The 18,319-nt window shown below is 69.6% G+C and carries 20 protein-coding genes and 2 pseudogenes; 15 read left to right on the top strand and 7 right to left on the bottom strand.

The window, feature by feature from the left end; translation table 11 throughout:
* Positions 1-134 precede the first annotated feature (134 nt).
* Positions 135-1,001, top strand: coding sequence for a hypothetical protein (locus tag MHW47_RS11065; RefSeq protein ID WP_239222506.1), 867 nt, complete (start codon positions 135-137; stop codon positions 999-1,001).
* Between the two features lie 9 nt (positions 1,002-1,010).
* Here MHW47_RS11065 and catA read toward each other — a convergent pair whose 3' ends face one another.
* Positions 1,011-1,667 carry a type A chloramphenicol O-acetyltransferase gene (catA, locus tag MHW47_RS11070; RefSeq protein ID WP_239222507.1) on the bottom strand — a complete coding sequence of 219 codons (657 nt, stop codon included), beginning with the start codon at positions 1,665-1,667 and terminating at the stop codon, positions 1,011-1,013.
* An 83-nt stretch (positions 1,668-1,750) separates the two neighbouring features.
* On the opposite strand from catA, the gene MHW47_RS11075 reads away from it, so the two are divergent.
* A complete protein-coding gene (locus MHW47_RS11075) occupies positions 1,751-2,269 on the top strand; it encodes a DUF1203 domain-containing protein (protein WP_239222508.1) in 519 nt (172 codons plus the stop codon).
* On the opposite strand, the gene MHW47_RS11080 is transcribed toward MHW47_RS11075, so the two are convergent.
* Positions 2,259-2,501 carry a DUF397 domain-containing protein gene (locus MHW47_RS11080; protein ID WP_239222509.1) on the bottom strand — a complete coding sequence of 81 codons (243 nt, stop codon included), beginning with the start codon at positions 2,499-2,501 and terminating at the stop codon, positions 2,259-2,261. The genes MHW47_RS11075 and MHW47_RS11080 overlap by 11 nt on opposite strands.
* Complete coding sequence (locus MHW47_RS11085) at positions 2,498-3,274, bottom strand: helix-turn-helix transcriptional regulator (protein WP_239222510.1); 777 nt, start codon at positions 3,272-3,274, stop codon at positions 2,498-2,500. Before MHW47_RS11085 ends, MHW47_RS11080 begins: the two co-directional genes overlap by 4 nt.
* A gap of 144 nt (positions 3,275-3,418) precedes the next feature.
* On the opposite strand from MHW47_RS11085, the gene MHW47_RS11090 reads away from it, so the two are divergent.
* The 5 genes from MHW47_RS11090 (at position 3,419) to MHW47_RS11110 (ending at position 7,247) form a co-directional block, all read left to right on the top strand.
* Entirely contained in the window at positions 3,419-3,820 is a 402-nt protein-coding gene (locus MHW47_RS11090; protein ID WP_239222545.1) for a hypothetical protein, read from the top strand.
* A 109-nt stretch (positions 3,821-3,929) separates the two neighbouring features.
* Complete coding sequence (locus MHW47_RS11095) at positions 3,930-4,991, top strand: hypothetical protein (RefSeq protein WP_239222546.1); 1,062 nt, start codon at positions 3,930-3,932, stop codon at positions 4,989-4,991.
* A gap of 39 nt (positions 4,992-5,030) precedes the next feature.
* Positions 5,031-5,702 carry a TetR/AcrR family transcriptional regulator gene (locus MHW47_RS11100; protein ID WP_239222511.1) on the top strand — a complete coding sequence of 224 codons (672 nt, stop codon included), beginning with the start codon at positions 5,031-5,033 and terminating at the stop codon, positions 5,700-5,702.
* A 205-nt stretch (positions 5,703-5,907) separates the two neighbouring features.
* Positions 5,908-6,510, top strand: coding sequence for a helix-turn-helix domain-containing protein (locus MHW47_RS11105; protein ID WP_239222547.1), 603 nt, complete (start codon positions 5,908-5,910; stop codon positions 6,508-6,510).
* Between the two features lie 173 nt (positions 6,511-6,683).
* Positions 6,684-7,247, top strand: a complete 564-nt coding sequence (locus tag MHW47_RS11110) for a DUF4291 domain-containing protein (protein ID WP_239222512.1) — start codon at positions 6,684-6,686, stop codon at positions 7,245-7,247.
* Positions 7,248-9,105: 1,858 nt separating this feature from the next.
* On the opposite strand, the pseudogene MHW47_RS36095 reads toward MHW47_RS11110, so the two are convergent.
* Positions 9,106-9,702: pseudogene (locus tag MHW47_RS36095) on the bottom strand (DUF4157 domain-containing protein); the annotation flags it as partial.
* A gap of 345 nt (positions 9,703-10,047) precedes the next feature.
* Between MHW47_RS36095 and MHW47_RS11120 the strand changes: the two are divergent.
* The 6 genes and pseudogenes from MHW47_RS11120 (at position 10,048) to MHW47_RS11145 (ending at position 13,793) form a co-directional block, all read left to right on the top strand.
* Positions 10,048-10,305 (top strand): hypothetical protein, encoded by a 258-nt coding sequence (locus tag MHW47_RS11120; protein ID WP_239222514.1) that lies wholly within the window; start codon positions 10,048-10,050, stop codon positions 10,303-10,305.
* Complete coding sequence (locus MHW47_RS11125; protein WP_239222515.1) at positions 10,280-10,810, top strand: DUF6879 family protein; 531 nt, start codon at positions 10,280-10,282, stop codon at positions 10,808-10,810. The genes MHW47_RS11120 and MHW47_RS11125 overlap by 26 nt, the downstream gene beginning before the upstream one ends.
* A gap of 26 nt (positions 10,811-10,836) precedes the next feature.
* On the top strand, positions 10,837-11,685 hold the full coding sequence (locus MHW47_RS11130) for a helix-turn-helix transcriptional regulator (RefSeq protein WP_239222516.1): 849 nt from the start codon (positions 10,837-10,839) through the stop codon (positions 11,683-11,685).
* A 210-nt stretch (positions 11,686-11,895) separates the two neighbouring features.
* Positions 11,896-12,336 (top strand): hypothetical protein, encoded by a 441-nt coding sequence (locus MHW47_RS11135; protein WP_239222517.1) that lies wholly within the window; start codon positions 11,896-11,898, stop codon positions 12,334-12,336.
* A 73-nt stretch (positions 12,337-12,409) separates the two neighbouring features.
* Positions 12,410-12,859 carry a hypothetical protein gene (locus MHW47_RS11140; RefSeq protein WP_239222518.1) on the top strand — a complete coding sequence of 150 codons (450 nt, stop codon included), beginning with the start codon at positions 12,410-12,412 and terminating at the stop codon, positions 12,857-12,859.
* A gap of 53 nt (positions 12,860-12,912) precedes the next feature.
* A pseudogene (locus tag MHW47_RS11145) lies at positions 12,913-13,793 on the top strand (IS5 family transposase).
* 14 nt (positions 13,794-13,807) lie between these two features.
* Here MHW47_RS11145 and MHW47_RS11150 read toward each other — a convergent pair.
* The 3 genes from MHW47_RS11150 to MHW47_RS11160 form a co-directional block, all read right to left on the bottom strand.
* The gene (locus tag MHW47_RS11150) at positions 13,808-14,101 is read right to left on the bottom strand and encodes a hypothetical protein (protein ID WP_239222519.1); all 294 of its coding nucleotides are present in this window, start codon (positions 14,099-14,101) and stop codon (positions 13,808-13,810) included.
* 168 nt (positions 14,102-14,269) lie between these two features.
* Positions 14,270-15,073 carry a hypothetical protein gene (locus tag MHW47_RS11155; protein ID WP_239222520.1) on the bottom strand — a complete coding sequence of 268 codons (804 nt, stop codon included), beginning with the start codon at positions 15,071-15,073 and terminating at the stop codon, positions 14,270-14,272.
* Positions 15,074-15,236: 163 nt separating this feature from the next.
* Positions 15,237-15,821, bottom strand: coding sequence for a DinB family protein (locus MHW47_RS11160; RefSeq protein WP_239222521.1), 585 nt, complete (start codon positions 15,819-15,821; stop codon positions 15,237-15,239).
* Positions 15,822-16,236: 415 nt separating this feature from the next.
* Between MHW47_RS11160 and MHW47_RS11165 the strand changes: the two genes are divergently transcribed.
* Together MHW47_RS11165 and MHW47_RS11170 are read left to right on the top strand one after the other, a co-directional pair.
* The gene (locus MHW47_RS11165) at positions 16,237-17,013 is read left to right on the top strand and encodes an ATP-binding cassette domain-containing protein (protein ID WP_239222522.1); all 777 of its coding nucleotides are present in this window, start codon (positions 16,237-16,239) and stop codon (positions 17,011-17,013) included.
* Entirely contained in the window at positions 17,007-18,302 is a 1,296-nt protein-coding gene (locus tag MHW47_RS11170) for an ABC transporter permease (RefSeq protein WP_239222523.1), read from the top strand. The genes MHW47_RS11165 and MHW47_RS11170 overlap by 7 nt, the downstream gene beginning before the upstream one ends.
* Positions 18,303-18,319: the final 17 nt, after the last annotated feature.

Genomic DNA, 18,319 nt, shown 5'->3' on the forward strand with positions numbered 1-18,319 from the left:
CTGCTGGCGGCCCGCGGCGGCGGCCGGCCGGCGGCGCGCACCCACCCCACCCTGGCGAGCAGCGGCCACGCGGCCCGGGACACCCTCCTCGCGGCGGCCGGCTCCGTCGTACGGGCCGCACGGAAGGTACGGCGATGAGCGGCGAGCACGAGAACGAACCGGTGGAGAGCCCGCGCGCGGCGGTGACCGCGCAGGAGGACGGCCGGCTGCTCGTCCGGGTCCGCCTCCCCGAACAGGACAGGCCGCCCCGGCTGCTGCTCCAGCGGCGCCCCGGGAAGGGGAAGCCGGAGGAGCCCGGCCGCCTCCTCCCGCTGGAGCCCGACGGGCCGGGCCGGTGGCGGGCCGTCCTGGAGCCGGAACCGGCCCTGGAGGAGGGCCGCTGGGACGCGTACGTGGTGGACGCGCCGGACGGCGAACGGGTGCCGCTGCTGCCGGGCCTGCGCGACCTGCGCGCGCTGACGTCGGGCGGCGGCGCCCCCGACGTACGGGCGGCGGCCGGGCCGGTCGCGGTCCGCATCCCGTACGCCACCAAGGACGGCCGCCTGGCCGTCCGCGCCTGGCACCGCACCCCCCACGCCGAGGCCGGCCGATTCACCCTTTCGGGCGACACGCTGACCGTCGCAGCCCGGCTGTACGGTGCCCGGCTCGGCGAGGGCGCGGAGGCGTCCTTCCGGCGACGCGGCCGCAACCCGGCCGAGGTCCGCGTCCCGCTCCGGGCCACGGACGACCGGGAGTTCGCGTTCACCGTCGACTACGGCGACCTCGTCCCGGAGACCGGGGCGGCCGGGGCGGCCGGGGACGCGGCGGTCTGGGACGTGTATGTGCACCCCGCCGCAGGCGCCCCGCGCATCCGGACCGCCCGCCTCCTGGACGACCTGGCGGACCGCAAACAGGTCTTCGTCTACCCGGCCGCACGGCTGGGCGACTGGACGGCCCGCCCGTACTACACGCTGGACAACGACCTGTCGGTGGAGGTCACCCGGAGCCGGCCGGGAGAGTAACCCGGCCCCCTACGCGTCCACCCACGCCGGGTCCGCGACCAGGGCCTCCAGGTCGCGGACCAGGCGGCACACGTGGAAGCCGTCCGTCACCGCGTGGTTCACCTGGACGGCGAGGGGGAGGAGGACGCGGCCGTCCCGTTCCACGTAGCGGCCCAGGGTGAAGATGGGGGCGAAGTGGTCGGCGTCCTTCGCGATGTTGAGGTTGAAGGAGGTGAAGGACGTCCACGGCAGGCTGGACACGTCGAAGGTGTTCGGGGGGAACGTGTCCTGGGGGAAGAACTCCGTGGCGCGGGCGTGCTCGGCGAGGAGCGGGGCCGCCGTCGCGTGGAACGCGGCGAAGTCGGCGTCGTAGCGCGCCCACACGCACGCGAACGTCTCCCGGTCCGCGTTGAACACCGTGAACGCCGGGTGCACCACCGGCCACACCGCCGGACCGCCCGACTCGCCGAGGCACATCCTGAACTCGTCGTGCCGGTTCACCACATGGGCGAGCGCCCAGACCTGCGCCACGTACGACTTGCGCCCCGACGCCCGCAGCGCGGCCGTGAGCGCGGTGACGTCGATCTCCACCGTCATCGAGTACGTGCACGGCACCCGCTCGCGGTAGTGCGCGAAGTGCTCGCGGCGCGGCCAGGTGTCCAGGTCGAGCGGGATCGGGGCGTCCATCGGCGCATCATCGCAGCCGCTCCATCGAACGCGAAGTCGTTTTACCGCCAGCGGGGGCGGCCCCCGCCGCGCAGCCTGGGGGCATGAACTACGTGACCTTCCCGCCCGCCGCCCTCGCCCCCCACGTCCTCGACCAGCTCCGCGAACGCGACGATGCGGGGGCCGTCGTCCACAGCCGTGTGGACGACGAGGGCGGTGCGCCCCTGCGCTGCTGCCTGCGCCGCAGCCGCAGCGGCGAGCGGATCTCGCTGGTGTCGTACGCCCCGCTGCGCCGCTGGGCGGCGGAGACGGGCGCCGAGCCGGGGGCGTACGACGAGGTGGGCCCGGTCTTCATCCACACCGACCGCTGCACGGGCCCGGACCCGGCCGCCGGGCACCCGTTCACCGAGACCGGCGCCCTGCGCGTCCTGCGCCGCTACACCGGTGACGGCCGGATCGCCGGGGGCACGCTCGTACCGCTCCCGGACGACCCCGACAAGGCCCAGTCCGTCACGGACGAGGCCCTGCACGAGGCGTTCTCGGACCCCGCCGTCGCCCTCGTACACGTACGGGCGGTGGAGTACGGCTGCTTCCTGTACGAGGTGCGCAGGCTCAGGCGGTAGTCGCGTGCTGGACGAACGCCGCCCAGGCGTCGGGGGAGAGGGCGAGCGCGGGGACGGTGATGTCCTTGGAGTCGCGGACGTGGACGGTGTGGGGGCAGGTGGCGACCTCGACGCAGTCGCCGCCGTTGGTGCCGCTGTAGCTGGACTTGGACCAGGAGAGAGCGACCTCGACGCAGTCGCCGCCGCTCTGGCCGCTGTAGCTGCTCTTGAACCACTTGAGGTCAGTCTTCATAGTCCTTCTGCCGTCCGCTCGATCAGCCCGCGCGACTCTTCCAGCCCGAGAGCCTGGGTCCGTAGCATCCCATATTTGGCGAACAGGTCGCCCAGGTGCGGCTGTTCGCTGACGAGGAAGTTCCGGTCCTGTACCTCCAGGTACGCCAGCCGCCGCCGGTCGTCGGTCTCCAACAGGACGAAGGAGCCGCTCAGACCGGCGTGCGTCTCGCGGTCTGGCGCCATCACCTGGATGTGAACGTTCCGCAACTTGCTCACCTCAAGCAGGCGTTGTAGCTGCTCGCGGTGCGCCTCCCGACCGCCGATTGGCCGTGTGAGTGCACTGAGTTCCAGGATGAAACTTATGTCCGGGGGCGGCTTACGCGTCAGCAGGGTCTGCCGTGCCAAGCGTCCAGCCACCAGCCGCTCGATTTCGTCGTCGTCGAGTGGGGGACACGCTCCCCTGAACAAGGCTCGGGCATGCTCCTCGGTCTGGAGCAGGCCGGGCACGATGCCTGACTCGTACTGGTACCGCGCTACCGCCTTCGCCTCCTCCTCGGCAAAGGGCTCGAACCACGAGGCCAACACGCCGAACGAAAGCTTCGACGCCGCCCTAATCAGTGCCCCCTGTGCACCAAGCGCGTCGTCCGCCTTCTGGACGAAGTCCTCCTTCGGTGGCCGGTGACCCCGTTCCACCATCGCCACCTGCGACTTCGAGAAGCCGATCCGCCTCCCCAGGCCCTCCTGCGAGAGGCCCGCCAGCTCCCGGAAGTGGCGTAACAGCACCCCGAACATCTCCGCGTTCCCGCCGCCAGTACTACTGGAGTGCACAGCGCCACCTCCAAGTGCACAGTGATGCACAGATCCCTTGTGTCCCTGGTCACGGTACGTGCGACTGCCGACGCTTTCCGTATGGACGAGAAAACTTCACCGGACCTGATGCACGCCTGGATTCCCGCGAGCGGCCACGCCCTGCGTCACGCCGGCATCCACTTCGACGCCGTCCGGATCTCCGGCATCTTCGGCGAGCAAGTGGCGTACGAGATCATGCAGTTCACCGACTTCCAGGCCGGGCCGATCGTGCGGTCCCGGATCGGGATGCGGAGCATGTACTTCCTCGTGCCGCCCGGCACCGCAAGTGCCTACCGCTGGCGGGCGGTCGGCGCCGAAGCCCTCGTGTGCAAGGGGTCCGACTTCGTCGGCGTACCGGCGCTGCACGGGCACACGTACCCGCTGGACTGGCGTTCCCGACCGACAGTTGACGATCCGTTCGTGGAAACGAAACTGCTGTTCGAGCTGGTGACCAAGGTGGTGGAGGACGCGATTTTTGCTGTACGGTGATTGCGCAGTTACGCTCCGTGTGCGTCGCACACGGAGCGGCCCCCGGCGGTGCTACCAACACCGGACCGAGGGCCTTCACTCGTCGATGGATACTAAGGGGTCCACCGAGATGCTTTGGCATGCTATCGCGCCTTCCTACGGTTTTGTGAAGGCCACGCACGAAGTCGTGCGTCATCCGCAGCTCAACAGCGACGCGAAGATTCTCATCACGTACGTGCAGGGGCTGCCTGAAAGCGGCCTCACGGGCATGGCGTTGAGCGATCACGCGAAGAAGCTGGGTATCAAGGGCCGCGCGTACCAGAAGGCCAAGGGCCAGCTCAAGGAGACCGGCTTCGTCCACGAGTGGCGGCGGCAGGGCGAGGGCGGGCTGTGGGTCACGGACCAGCTGTTCTCCAACGTCCCGCTCTCGGACGACGACGCGCGGCGGCTGCGGGACGCGAAAGCCCAGGCGGAACCGAGTGATCGGACACCGGCGGGCGGTCAACCGCGTACCCGGTCGGTCGGTGGTCATCCACCAGAGGTGGAAGAAGAACGTAAGAAGAACTCCCCCCACCCACCCTCCAAGGCGCAGCCGGTCGAACCGCCGCAGCGGCCGCAGCGGCCACAACGGCCGTCCGTGGACGAACCCGCAGTCCCGGTGGCGCCCGAAGTCGCCGCCGCCGAGCGGGTGTTGCTCTCGCTGCGGCACGCGAGCCCGCAACTCCACCTCGGCGTACGCGAGGCGCGCGGCCTCGCCGAAGCGGCGGCGGACTGGCTGCGACGCGGCGTCAAGGCGACGGAGCTGCGGCTCGCGCTGGTGAGTGAACTACCGGCGGAGGGGGTTCGTTCGGCGGTAGGGTTCCTGCGTCATCGGCTCGTACACAAGCTGCCGGAAGAACCGGCGTACGCGCCCGAGGTACGGCCGTGCGTGCCGTGCGAGGGCGGAGGGCCGGAGCATGTGTTCCGCCCCCACGCGGACGAGACGTTGTGCGGGCCGTGCGCGCAGAAGGCGGCCTGGGAGACGCACGACGCGAAGTGGGCGCCTGCGCGGGCGGACGAGGACGCCGGGGAGCCGGACCGCCTTTCCTGGCGGGAGCGGGTCGCGGCGGTCCTGGAAAAGGATTCCGGCGAACGGCGAGAGGTACCGCCGTTCGGTGGTGTGGCGGTTCCACCGCGGACGCGGTGGAGCTAGCAGAGTGGGCGCGGGGGCCGGACGGTCTGAGGAGGACCCGTGGTGGATGCCGTGGTGGAACTTTGGGACGGCGTACGAGCGGTGCGCGACCCCGCGCAGTGCCGCGCGCGACTCATGCTGGCCGGGCGGACGTTGTTCGCCGTGTACGGCTACGCGCACACCTCCGTCAAGGACCTGTGCGCCGCCGCACAGGTGGAAGTACGCGACTTCCAGCGCGAGTTCGAATCGCGCGAGGCGCTGCTGACCGACCTGTACGACGAAGTCGCGATGGCCGGCATGCAGGCGTCGCAGGCGGAGCTGTCGGCGAAGGGCATGGACACGTGCCCGACCGAGGAACGGGTGTACCGCCTGTTCGACGCGTACGTGAAGGCCGTGACGCGCGAGCCGCACGCGGCGCGGGTGGCGTTCGTGGAGGTGCTGGGCGTCAGCCCGGCGATGGACGAGCACCTGGCCATGTGGCGCTCGGTCTGGACGGAGTTCCTTTCCCACGAGGCGGAGCGCGCCCGGGGGCGCGGGCACGCGGTGGACGGCGACCTCGCGGTCGTCGTGAAGGTGCTCACCCGTTCGGTGGACGAACTGCTCGCCCACCACGGGCGGCGGCCCCGCCAGATGCCGCCCCGGCTCCTGACCAGCGAGCTGACGCGGCTGTCGATGGCGATGATCGGCCCGGCGGAACCGGGGTCGGTGGGCGCGGTGGGCTCGGCGGAGTGAGCGCCCCACGGGCGTCCGGTTGACAAACGCGCTTGCCGGGTCGGCAAATGGAGCCATGGCGGACAACGGGCGTGGTGGGTCTGGGCGTGGCCGGGCTGGGCGTGACGGGGCTGGGCACGGTGGCTCTGGGCGTGGCGGGTCTGAGCGTGACGGGGCTGGGCGCGAGGGGTCCGGGCGGGGTGTGGCGGATTCCGGGGACGGCTCGATGCGGGACGACGAGCTGACGGCCGTCCTCACGGGCGTCGGGCCCCGGCTGCGGGCCCTGCGCACCGAGCGCGGGACGACGCTGACGCAGCTCAGCGAGCTGACCGGGATCTCCCTGAGCACCCTCTCCCGCCTGGAATCGGGCGGCCGCAAACCGACCCTCGAACTGCTGCTCCCGCTGGCCAAGGCGTACGGCGTCCAGCTGGACGAACTCGTCGGCGCGCCGGAGACGGGTGACCCACGGGTCACGTTCCGCCCGTTCAAGCGCCACGGCATGACCTTCGTCCCGCTCACCCGCCACCTGGGCGGCGTCAACGCGTACAAGCAGGTCATGCCGGGTGCGACCGGCCCGACCGGCCCCGTCGAGCAACGGGTGCACGAGGGCTACGAGTGGCTGTACGTCCTCTCCGGCCGGCTCCGCCTGGTCCTGGGCGACCATGACCTGGTCCTCACGGCGGGCGAGGCGGCCGAGTTCGACACCCACACCCCCCACTGGTGGGGCCCGGCGGGCCCGGACCCCGTCGAGTTCCTGAGCCTCTTCGGCCCCCAGGGCGAGCGCATGCACGTACGAGCGAGGCCGGGACGGGGGGCGGGGGAGGCGTGAGCGGGGCGTGAGTTCGGGGGTGAGGGGTCCCTCGGCCACATCGCGCGGTACTGCCCCGGCTTCCTCGTCACCGGTGCGCCACGGGCGGCCCTCCGGGACCTGCCGGTCGGAGCGGGTCCGCCCGGAAGAAATGCGTTGGCTGCACCTGCACGGCGAATGCCAAGGTGCGGTGCATGACGCCGCAGTATCAGATCCGCGCCGACCACGATGCCCGAACCATCGTGGTCTATCAGGCGTTCTCCTCTGCGATCGCCGACGCCGCACTGCGGGCGGGACGCTTCGTCACCCCGTTCTCGTTCCAGCGGATGACGTGGATCAAGCCCTCGTTCCTGTGGCTGATGCACCGCAGCAACTGGGCCCGCAAACCGGGGCAGGAGCGCGTCCTCGCCGTGCGGATGACACGGGAAGGCTGGGAGCAGGCTCTTTCCCAGGCCGTACATACGACCGCGCACCCCACCGCAGTGGCCCAAGCCGCCGTGCACCTTCAATGGGACCCCGAGCGCTCGCTGCGTGGAGCGGCTCTGAACCACTACAGCATCCAGGTCGGAATCGGGCGCCACCTGATCCGCACGTTCGCCGAAGAATGGGTCGTGGGCCTCACCGACCTCACCCCGCAGGTCCACAAGGCCGCGGCGCTCGTCCGAAACGGGCGCGCCGCCCAAGCCCAGCGACTTCTGCCCGCAGAGCGCGTCTACCCGATGAGCCGGACCTTGGAAGCGCACCTGTCGCCGGTGTAGATCCCGGTAGCCGCTGGTTTTGCCGCTCTCGGTGAGGGTGGCGAGGTGCGGTCGTCGGATGGGCCCCTCGCACGTGCTTGAGGCTCCAGCCGTCGAGGCGGTGGGGACCGGCAGGTCCTCACATGATGCCGAAGAGGCTCTTTTCGGCCGTGCTGAGTTCCGTTCCCTCGACGTTGTCCACGGGTGCGCGGAGGAGGGTGAGGGCGCGCTCGATCATCGTGGCCTGGTCCTCGAATTGCACGTTCGGGTATGCCTGCGTGGTGGTGTCGAGCCAGTGCTGCAGAATCCCCTGGACCGGTGGGGCCTCGATCTCGCCGTTCAGTGAGCGGCTGCGCTCCAGCAGGCCGATGGTGGGCAGGTTTCTGCGCGTCGTCCGACCCTGCTGCGGAGCGCTTTCCAGGACGCGGTGGATGGCGTGGGTGCGCAGGGCTCCGGTGTCGAGGAATCCGAGCGCCAGTTCCGTGGCACGCCGGCCGGAGTACCCACCGCTCACCAGCGCTCTGTGCGTGTTGCCCTCCGCGTGCCCCTGAGCCGCCCCCAAATCGTCGGCGGGGCCGCCTCCGGTGGCCATTCGGCTGGAGTTCTCCAGGGTCAGGCACCCGCGGATCAGCATGCTCAGCATCGCGGCCCAGAAATGCGGGCGGACGTCCTGCCCCTCCGCCACGATCGCGTCGCATGCGGCGAGCTTGGCCTCAAGACTCTGCCCGAGAATCTGCCAGCTCCGGTTGTCGTCCCTGGCCGTGGGTGCTCCCGATGTCGCGCAGAAAGCAAGCGTTCTGCGGACCCACTCCAGAACGTCCCGCACCGACTTCTGCTGGGTCGCGTTGATGGCGGCCTCGTAGATCGCCTTCCACGCGATGGTGTGGGAACGCTGCGCTGGGCGGAACTGGGTGGGCGGACGCTCCCTGCGGCTCAGCTCGACCCTCGTGGTGCCCAGGATGCCCTGCTCGTTGGTGTCCACTTCCACGTTGGCCACGAATCCGCTGTCGAGTACGCCGAAGTCGAGCGGAGCGAGCAGCGCGTCGTTGCCCGCCGCGGTGTAGCCCGGCTGGGCCGTCTGGGCGGGTACCGGGAACGCCGCGGCGTACTGCGCGAGTTGGGGGAGACCCGCTACATGGCTCGCGACGTTGGGGAAGGCGGTGGCCAGGCTGGTCCAGAGGTGCTCCTCCGAAAGTTGACGGTGCTCCTGGGCGCGGGGTTCCTGGTACAGGCGCGAGATGACGTCCTCCCACAGCTTGACGGGCGCCATCCGCGCGGCTGCGGAAAGCGACTCCTGCCGCCGGAGGATGGCCATGCGGGAACCCTCGCTGTCCCCTCCCGACCTCCCGCCGGTGCTCGCCGTCGGATTGAGCTGGTATGCCTCCGCGTAGAGCCGGATGAGGTGGGCGAGAGCTCCGCCCCACTCACTCATCGGAGCGCTGTTGCTCAGAATCTGGTCGAGCAAGGCGCGCGCCTTCGTGAGTGTCGCCCGGTACTGGGGAATGGCATTCTGAGTGGCTTGGACGAAGAGATCGTTGGGCAGGTTCTCCAGTTTCTGGATCTCTCTGGCGATGTAGGACACCAGGCTTCTGGCGGGCTTGTTCGAATGGCTCGTCAGTGTTTCCCGGATCAAGGTCCACGCCACGGTGTGATCCTGTTGGCCTTGGCCGAGATACTGGGTGGGCGGCCGGTCCGTATTGCTGATCACGATCTGTCCGGTCCAGACGTCCTCTAGCGCCACCATGCCCGTGAGCGGGCTGAGAACCGGGACGTGCGCGAGGAAGTCACTGGTCGGCTGAGACGCGGAGAGATCGAACGTCCGCTGCCGAGTCAGCGAGGGCGGAACGAAGCCGCCCATCCCCGGAGCCCCGCCGTTGTTCATCCGCTGCACGGTCCCGGCCCCTGCCGCCGAGGCCGACTCCACGGACGTCGTGGGCGCCGCCGCCGAGGCGGCGGGGAGGGTGGTGGCGGCCCGCATGACCTGCCTGGCGTTGCTCTCGGCCTCCCGCTCGAAGCGGTCCGAAGGATCGGAGACCTTGAGCCCCTGCCCGTTGTCGGTGCCGGTGACCGGGCCCTGGCGTTGCTGGATGACGTGGGTGAGTTCGTGAGCCAGGGTGTGCTTGTCCAGGCCGCCGTCGCCGATGACGATGTTGTTGCCGCTGGTGTAGGCGAGGGCGCCGATCTCGGCGGCGGAGGCACGGGCGGCCTGGCCGTCGTGGATGCGGACGTCGGTGAAGTCGGCGCCCATCCGGGATTCCATCTCCTCGCGCAGGGGCGCGTGGAGGGGGCGGCCGGGGCCCGCGAGGACGTCGTGGACGGCGGAGCGCTGGACGGCGGGGGCCTGTTCGGTGCCGGCCCGCTCGTGGCCGTGCTCTCCGGGGGGCTGGGCGTAGGGGTGGCCGGCTTGCTGGAGCATGCGCAGGACTGCGGCGTTGCCCGCGCTGCGCTGGAGTGCGAGGAGCCCTGGCGGGCTCATGTGGGCCGGTCCGGCGGGTGCCGTGGCCTTGGTGCCGGCCTTCTGGTCTTGGTGGTGCTCGCGCTCTGCCAACGGGGCCTCTCAGCAACGGGGGACGCCTCCCCCCATGGAGCCGGGTCACGGCGCGTTCCGCCAGTACCCGGAGGGCAGCGCTCGGGCAGCCCTCGATGCCCGGGGACGTACGGGCCCGGCCGGGCGGGCGGCTGAGCAGCCGGTCGAGGCATGGGGGGCGACGGCGAAGGCAGGTGGGACGGCGACCGCGACAAGGGCCCTCTTGACACCCTTGCGAGCTGAGGGGGACGCTCGTGCAAGCTGGCGTAAGCCCACTCGGTACCGGAGGCAGTCATGGCATTACGGTTCATCGGGATCGATCCAGACACCGGACAGCAAGGCTCGCCCACCGTGTGGGTGGACGAGAAAAAGGCGGAGCTGGTGCTGCAGGGCTGGAAGCCGGACAGCCGGCTGGAGGCCGAGTGCGCGTCGTTCGAGGTGCCCGGGCACGCTTCGGGCATCCCGCTGCACGAAGCCGTGATCCGGATTCCTGCCCGCATGGTGCCGATGCTCAGGGAGGCATGCGATGTCGCGGAACGAGCCGGGCTTTGAGGAACTGCTGGCCTCGGCCAAGCACTCGGCCGTGCACCTGGAGATGCGCGACGCGTACGGCGTGGGCGATGAGGCCGCCGACTTCGAGACCTGGAAGCGCACGGGCCGGCGCGACACCGACCCGGCGTCCGCCTACTGGAGGCCGTGGGTGGCCTTGGTCCGCAGCACCGTGGCCCGAGGCGTGACCGTCCGCCGCGCCCGTGTCGTGTCGGAACCGGTGACGGACTACATCCGGTACGAGCACGCCGGCACCCCGGTCAATCTGCATGCCGGGGAGCAGGTGCGCTGGCTGCCCAGGCGCCGGGCTTCCGGCATCGCGCTTCCCGGAAACGACTGCTGGGTGTTCGACGGAGAGATCGTGCTCTTCAACCACTTCTCGGGTGAGGGGGACTGGTCCGAGCCCGGCTGGGAGGTTCGCTCCGAGCCCGCCGTCGTAGAACTCGCCTCGGCTGCGTTCGAGGCGGTCTGGGAGCATGGCATCCCGCACGAGAAGTTCACGGTCTGACCCGACGGAGAACGAAGAGCCCACTCATGTCCGCGTCGCCGTCGTCCAGCGCCCAGGCTGCCCGCGAGGCCATCGCCTCCCGTCTCGGGGATCTCCGGAAAGACGCGGAGCTCACCGGGCATGAGTTGGCTCTCCGGTGCGGTTGGAGCCCCGCGAAGTCGTCCCGCATCGAACGGGCCAGAACCCCCGCGTCGGCCGCGGACATCCGCGCCTGGTGCAAAGCGTGCGGGGCGGAGGACCAGACGGACGATCTGATCGCGGCGAACCGCCAAGCCGATCAGATGTATGTCCACTGGCAAAAGCTGCACCGGCACGGGATGCGGCGGGCGCAGGAGGAGGTCGTCCCTCTCTACGAGCGGACCCACCACTTCCGCGTGTACTGCTCGAACGTCGTACCGGGCATGCTCCAGACCGAGGCGTACGCGGCGTCCCTGCTCTCGACTATCGCCGCCTTCCAAGGCACCCCCGACGACTCGCCGACTGCGGCGGCTTCCCGGGTCGAGCGCTCACGGGTGCTCCATGACGGCAGCCGTCGCTTCGCCTTCCTGCTGGAGGAGACGGTGCTCCGCTACCGCATCGGCGACGCTCCCGCGATGGCCGGACAACTCGGCTACCTGCTGGCCGTCATGGCGCTTCCCAACGTGAGCCTCGGGATCATCCCCGCCACCGCCCAGCGGCGCGTCTGGCCCCTGGAAGCCTTCTACCTCTTCGACGACCGCCAAGCGAGCGTCGAACTGCTCACGGCCGCGGTCAACGTCACGGCGCCCAGCGAGGTCGCCACGTACGCCAAGGCGTTCCGCGAGCTGTCCAAGTTCGCGGTCCACGGTGCACCCGCCCGGACTCTGATCTCGGATGCGATCACGTCCATCGAGTGATTGCCGTGCAAGCCCGTGCAAGATTGTGGTCCGCCCCCTTCCTTGCTTCCTAAGGTCGTTCCACCGGCTTCGGGAGGCGATTCGACAGCGCGGACTCGTGGTGGCGCAGGCCAGGCCGCCGTCGCGGATCAGACCGCCAGGGTCACGGGCCATCGAGACTCCCACCCGCTGCGTCGCCGGCCATCGACCGTCGAGAGAGGGTGTCTCACTGTGACGACCACGCTGGAATCCCCCGTCGTTCCACGGCATGGACGGGACCTCGTCAGTCCCGAACTGTTCGAGAAGGTGTCCGAGTTCTGCGCGGAGGAGTACGGGCACGAACTGCCCACTGCCCGCCGGATCGTGGACCAGGCCCTCGCCTTCCTCAAGGTGATGGGTGACAGCCGCGCGTTCGACATGACCCCGTCGGCGGCCGTCGATCCCGGTTGGCACTCCTTCGTGCTCCACACTCAGGCGTACGCCACGTGGTGCGACGAACAGTTCGGGTTGTTCCTTGGGCACGAGCCCAAGACCACCGTCCGTACCCGTCCGCTGATCGGTTCCGTGGTGAACCGCGTCAGGGCTGCCGGGTTCCACGTGGACGAAGGTCTGTGGGGCACTGCGAAGACCTGCAACCCGCCCGCGTGCTGCGGTGACGGCGACGGCTGCTGATCCACTCCCACTCAACGGTGGCCGTCCGGGCACGGCTGAAGCGCCCGGACGGCCACAGCCAGGAGTTCTCGAGATGAGCGGCGACGACGAGGTGCTGACCGGACGGAGCCGGGTCACAGTGTTCGCGCTGTTCGGTACGGCATTCGGCTACGCGACACACCATCTGGATGCGAGGCGGATCGGGGAAGTTGCCGTGGTCGGTCCCCTGACGCCCGGGGCCGAGTGGACATGCCTGTGGCACATGGCCCGTTCCTGTGGCAGGCCCACGGCCGGCGACACCGAACTCGCACAGTGGATTCTTGTCCAGGCGACCCGTGCGTTCGTCTGTGGAAGCGGGCGCATCACTCAGGCGCACGACCGGGGCTGGAAACTGGAACCCGGCGGGAAGCGCGTCGGGTTCGAGACCACCTTCGCCAACCGGGACCATCTGTGGACCGGCGATCTGGTCGTGGAGGGCCTCACTCCCGATCAGGTGGCCGGCCGCGCTTCCCGCTATGCGGTGCCGTTCGGCGGTCTCGGCTAGGCACTGCCCGGCGGATCATGTGACTGTCGGGCAGGTGATTCGTTGTGCTCCGCATGGGGCGGGGTGATCTGACGAATGTGGAGTGGGTGCGGCTGGAGCCACATCTGCCGCCTGTCGGGTGAAGCGGCGGTCGTTGGTGCGATCACCGGAGGGTGCTCAACGGGATCCTCTTCCGCATGCGGACAGGCATACCGTAGCGGGACCTTCCGGAGCGTTTCGGCAGTACGTAGACCGTTTACGAACGTCATCGCCGCTGGTCAGCGGACGGTACGTGGGTCCGGATCCTGTGTGCTGTCCAGGCCGACGCTGACCTGGCTGGCCGGCTCGACTGGAGCATGGTCAGCGTCGACTCCACGTCCTGCCGGGCCCATTGACACGCTGCCGGGGCCCGCAAGAAGGCACCGCGCGTCCCGAGAAAGGGGCGACGCCCCGAAACCGCCGACCCGACGAGGGGCTCGGACGGTCCCGGGGCGGCCTCACCTGCAAAATCCACCTTGCAGGTAAAGGAGGCTGCCACCCGCTTGCCTTCCTGGTCACACCGGGCCAGTGGGGCGACGCACCGCAGCTGATCGAAGTTCTCAATCGGATCCGAGTCCGCCGCCCGCAGGGCGGTCACCCGCGAACCCGACCGGACCACGTCGGTGGCGACAAGGCATACAGCTCGCGGCGGAACCGCCGCTACCTGCGCAGACGCCAGATCAAGCACACGCTTCCCGAGCCGAAGGACCAGCGGGCCAACCGCAAACGCCGCGGCGGCAACGGCGGCCGGCCCACCGGCTTCAACTCAGAGATCTACAAGCGCCGCAACGAATTGGAACGGACGATCAACCGGCTCAAGAACCACCGGGCCGTCGCCACTCGCTACGACACACGCGCCTATGTCTTCCACGGCACCGTAACCACCGCCGTGATCCGGCTCTGGCTCGGGGGCTGAGCAGACCTGCTGTCTCAGTCCCCGAGGAACCATAGGTAGAGGTGCTGTCCGTCGAGAACCGTCTGGCCCAAGTCCAGAAGCTCACGCGCGAGGGCATCGGTGACTATGCCTGGAGGCAGGCGCGGTACTTCCGCCAGCAGGGTGACCACCTGGCGGCTGTTGAAAACAGTGTCCGCATACGGCAGCAGATGCCCCAGCATCGGAAACTCCGACTGGTTGAGAGCGGCCAGCTCTGGCCCCCATGCCAGACCATGCTCGGCGCGGGCTTCGACCGTGCCGCTCTCGCCACGGACCTGCACGTTAATCATGGTCAGATCCTATGGACCTCATGATCCGCCGGACAGTGCCTAGTCCGAAGTCGCCGCCCGACTCCCCCTGCCTGCGGCATCACGAGATCAGCATGAGTAGCCCCACTGAAGGCGGGGCCGGAGGACGGGGTCGGGGTGGTCTTTGCCTTGTCGGTGTCGGCCCTTGGATCAGCCGGCGGAGAGGTGCGCGGTGAGTGCGCGTATCGCGTGGTGCGGGTCGTCCGCAGCGAACCGGATCTCGTGGACCTCCTGGGGCGGCTTGCCGGGCTTGGGGGCGATGGGGTGCGGCTCGCGCAGGATGACGGACAGGTTGGTGGTGTCGCCGAGGGGCATCGCGAGGACGCCGTCGTCGATCTGGACGGCCCTGCGGTAACCGCTGTGGTGGCTCCTGCGCACGGACTCGACGCAGTCGAGGGGGACGGCGACCCGTACGAAGTGCGCGAAGCGGAGGACGAGTTCGCCGTCACCGACCATGTGGGGGCGGACGGACAGCGCGGCGAGGAAGCCGATCAGCCAGAGCGTGCCGTACACGGAGAGCACGAGAAGCACGATCCGCGCGACGTGCCAGGGCAGCAGGACCTCGACGGCGCCGATCTCCAGCGGGGCGAGGCAGACCAGCGCCCACATGAGGGGCCTGATCTCCGCCCCGTACGCGAGGGGCACCCGCCCTTCGGGCACGTCCGGTCTGCGCCGTACCCACCGCCACAGCGCCCGGAACAGCCCGAACTCCATCCCCACGGCCTTGGCCACGGGCCCCGGCAACACGGCGGCCAGCGCCCGGTTCAACGCCTCCTGCCCGTCCGTGCCCCCGCGCCTGGAAGCGGCGTAGGCCCGCGAGGCGACGACGAGCTGGGTGACGACCACCGCGGCCAGCAGCGCCTCGACCACCACCCCGACGACCACGGCCTGACCGACATCGAAGACCCCGCCCCACACGAGCCCGACCTCGGCGACGACCACCACCGGCGTCACCCACCGAACCCCACCCCACACGACCGACCACCCCGGTCCGATTCTCGCCCGAACCGGTCACCCCCGGGAATGCACCGTGCGGAACCGGTCGGAAAGGGGCCGGAAGCGGGCCGGAAAGGGGCTGCTCCCGCATCCAGGCCCCGCAGGGGACGGCCCTCGGCCCCTACGCCTGGAGGGACGCGGCCGATCTGGCGGCCTGCTCGATCTTCGCGCGGTAGGCGGTACGAGCGTCCTCATCGATCCGCGTCTCGTGTTCGGGGCGCATACCGGTTCGGCCGTCGACGCCTTCGCGCAGGATGTCGGCGTGTCCCGCATGCCGGTTGGTCTCGCCGAGGAGGTGGACCAGCACGGCGAACAGGGTCGTGCTGGAATGCGGCTCCGGCCACCACGGCACGTGGCCGGGGGCGTCGAGGGGAAGCTCGTCGATCGTCGCGTCCGAGTGCTCCCACGCGCGCCGGTAGGAATCGACGATCTGATCGCGGGACTCGTCCCCGGTCGCCCACATGTCGCTGCCGTCGTGGTCCTGCCACTGGGACAGTGGGTGCGGGGACGGCCGGTCGAAGACCTCGCCCAGGTACCTGGCCTCGACGGCGGCCATGTGTTTGACCAGGCCGAGAAGGTTGGTCCCGGTGACCGTCAACGGCCGGCGGGCGTCGTACTCGGACAAGCCGTCGAGCTTCCATAGCAGTGCGCTGCGATCCCGCCGCAGCCGCGTGTGCAGGACGTTTTTCGCGGAGTTGTCGATCATGCGGGGTGAGCCTGCCACGGGTGACGCGCGGCCTCAAGGCCCGGACGTTCCTCACGGAAATCGTCGTCCTCGCGGCCCCGGGACGACTGCTGACCCAGGGCCGGCATGCCACCGGGGGCGTTCGGTCATCCCGTTGGCCGGCTGACCGGTCCCGTGCACCATTCGGCGGCTCCGTGTGCTGCCCGAGTGGCCTATTCAGTCGCTGGTAAACGGCCGGTTCTCACCGGTGATGGCCAAGAAATTGACCAATTTTCTCTGTCGGTCCGTCGTCAACTGCTCTCGCATCTCCTGCGGAGGCCGTTATGAGAGGGTGGCAAGGCCTATCAATAGCACTCGGGTCGACTAGTACCAGCTCTTCACTGCCGCGGGTCCGCTCCAGTGGCGGACCCGCGGGCACGTCTCGAAGGATAGCTTCTTGTTGCCGATTCCTGCCGTTCGAACGGAAAGCCTTTCGCAGGGCTATAGCGATCGACGTATCATCGAAGGTCTCGATCTTTGCCTTGAGTCCGGAGTCACCGGCCTGCTCGGTCCGAACGGGGCTGGAAAGACGACACTGTTACGAACGCTCGCGACGATTACTCCTCCGCTGGCAGGGTCCTTGGAGATCTTCGGAAAGCCGATCCGGAACGAGCGGGATGCGCGGCGCGCGCGCAGAATGATCGGCTATCTCCCTCAGGATTTCGGATACTATCCGGCGTTCTCCGTCAAGGAATTCGTGCGCTATTGCGCTTGGCTGCGTGAAGTTCCTGACAAGGAGGCCGGCGCGGCGACTTTGCGGGCGCTCGAAGCGGTGGGATTGGCGGACCGCGCCCGGCACCGGATGAAGTCGCTCTCGGGGGGCATGCTGCGCCGTGCCGGAATTGCCGCCGCCATCGTTGGCTCACCCTCCTTGGTGCTGCTGGACGAACCCACCGTGGGGCTCGATCCCGCACAGCGGCTTGATTTCCGCGAGCTCATCCGCTCACTGGCCCGCGAAGGTGCTGCCATCATGCTCAGCACTCACCTCGTCGAAGACGTAGGAGCCGCCTGCGGGACGGTTCTCGTGCTCAAGGACGGGCAAATCGTCAGCAGTGGCAGCCCTCAGGACCTGGCTCAGCGGGCCGAGCCGACGGCTCCGGGAGACAGCGCGCTCGAACGTGGCTACATGACGGTCCTCGGAAGCCGTGAGCCCGCCGGGGAGACGACGTGCTGAACACGTACAGCATCGAACTGCGACGCTCCCCCCTGCTCACGGCCCTTCCCGTGATGCTTCTGGTGGATCTCGTCGTTCTCTTCGGGCGGTCGCGCTACTGGATCGGCGTGTGGCCCGAAGCCAGCGTGGCCGCCCAGATCGTCACCCTGTTTCTGGGGCCGATTCTCGCCGGCGTCTCCGCGTGGCAAGCAGGCCGGGCGTCGCGTGCCGGGATGCCGGAGCTCATTCTGGGAGCCGCCCGCCCGAGTTGGCGCATCGAAGCCGCACGCCTGGGTGCCACGCTCACGCTCGGGTACCTTGCCTATGGCGTCGGCTGCCTCACCGCCGCCGCCGTGTCCTGGAGCGAGGCCGGTCCCGGGTTTCTCTGGCCGTCCTATCTGCTTCTCGGCGCGGTGACTCTGCTGATGTTCGCGTCGGCCGGGCATCTGGCCGGACGCCTGTGGCCGTCGGCCGCGTTCACTCCAGTGATCTGCGCGCTCGGCGGATTCATCGTTCTGCTCGGAACGCCCTACAGGTTCTACGTGCTCGCCGGCCCCCCGGATGTGCGGCTCAGCCTTGCTCCGGTGGCCGCCCGCCTGCTCCTGGCGGTCACGGTGACCGTACTCGCGGTCGTTGTTCCCTCCCGACCCGTGCGGGCCGGGCGGAAGGATTCCTCCCAGCGCTACCTGCCGCGACACACCCACCCCGTGCTCTTCGGCTCGGCAGTCGGTCTCCTCGCCGCCATGGTCGCGCTGCCGGTGGCGGGCGAGTTGCGCACGGAGCGATCTGCGTCCAGCGGCGACATGCTGTGCTCCCGAGCGCAAGACGCCGCGCCCCGGGTGTGCGTGTGGGCGGAGCATCGCAGGTACCTCCCCGAGCTGAGCCGTATGGCCGAGCGGCTGGGTCGCCAGACGTGGGGCGAAGCTCCCGATGCGTTCTACGAGTACGGACTGCGGCGTCGGCAGCTCGGAGACCGCGGCTTCGACATAGCCGAAGGGCACGTACGTACCGCCGCGATCGCCATGGCGCATCAGACGTTCGTCACGTCCGTCGGCCGATGCAGGCCGCCACGCGAGGAAAGCCGGGCGTGGGAGGCCCTGGACAACATCCACCTCTGGCTGGAGTACCAAGCCATGGGCCAGGACCCGGCCGCAGCAGACGAAGGGCTGAGCCTCGTCGGTGTCACCGACGCCCAGCGTGCGGCCAGCGAGGCAGTACGCAAGTCACCGTCCGAGCAGCGGGCGTGGCTGGCGCGAGAGACCGGATATCTGAACAAGGAAGGCTGGTGCCGGCCCGATGCGGGGGACTGACCTGCTGCGATACGCAC

Source organism: Streptomyces sp. OfavH-34-F (genome assembly GCF_022347745.1).
In the GTDB taxonomy this organism is placed as follows: domain Bacteria; phylum Actinomycetota; class Actinomycetes; order Streptomycetales; family Streptomycetaceae; genus Streptomyces.

Coding starts and splice junctions, on each gene's coding strand:
- MHW47_RS11130 (WP_239222516.1), top strand. CDS start 10,837: ATGTCCGCGTCGCCGTCGTCCAGCGCCCAGGCTGCCCGCGAGGCCATC.
- MHW47_RS11065 (WP_239222506.1), top strand. CDS start 135: ATGAGCGGCGAGCACGAGAACGAACCGGTGGAGAGCCCGCGCGCGGCG.
- MHW47_RS11125 (WP_239222515.1), top strand. CDS start 10,280: ATGTCGCGGAACGAGCCGGGCTTTGAGGAACTGCTGGCCTCGGCCAAG.
- catA (WP_239222507.1), bottom strand. CDS start 1,667: ATGGACGCCCCGATCCCGCTCGACCTGGACACCTGGCCGCGCCGCGAG.
- MHW47_RS11110 (WP_239222512.1), top strand. CDS start 6,684: ATGACGCCGCAGTATCAGATCCGCGCCGACCACGATGCCCGAACCATC.
- MHW47_RS11140 (WP_239222518.1), top strand. CDS start 12,410: ATGAGCGGCGACGACGAGGTGCTGACCGGACGGAGCCGGGTCACAGTG.
- MHW47_RS11075 (WP_239222508.1), top strand. CDS start 1,751: ATGAACTACGTGACCTTCCCGCCCGCCGCCCTCGCCCCCCACGTCCTC.
- MHW47_RS11105 (WP_239222547.1), top strand. CDS start 5,908: ATGCGGGACGACGAGCTGACGGCCGTCCTCACGGGCGTCGGGCCCCGG.
- MHW47_RS11095 (WP_239222546.1), top strand. CDS start 3,930: ATGCTTTGGCATGCTATCGCGCCTTCCTACGGTTTTGTGAAGGCCACG.
- MHW47_RS11090 (WP_239222545.1), top strand. CDS start 3,419: ATGCACGCCTGGATTCCCGCGAGCGGCCACGCCCTGCGTCACGCCGGC.
- MHW47_RS11080 (WP_239222509.1), bottom strand. CDS start 2,501: ATGAAGACTGACCTCAAGTGGTTCAAGAGCAGCTACAGCGGCCAGAGC.
- MHW47_RS11150 (WP_239222519.1), bottom strand. CDS start 14,101: ATGATTAACGTGCAGGTCCGTGGCGAGAGCGGCACGGTCGAAGCCCGC.
- MHW47_RS11085 (WP_239222510.1), bottom strand. CDS start 3,274: ATGTTCGGGGTGCTGTTACGCCACTTCCGGGAGCTGGCGGGCCTCTCG.
- MHW47_RS11160 (WP_239222521.1), bottom strand. CDS start 15,821: ATGATCGACAACTCCGCGAAAAACGTCCTGCACACGCGGCTGCGGCGG.
- MHW47_RS11120 (WP_239222514.1), top strand. CDS start 10,048: ATGGCATTACGGTTCATCGGGATCGATCCAGACACCGGACAGCAAGGC.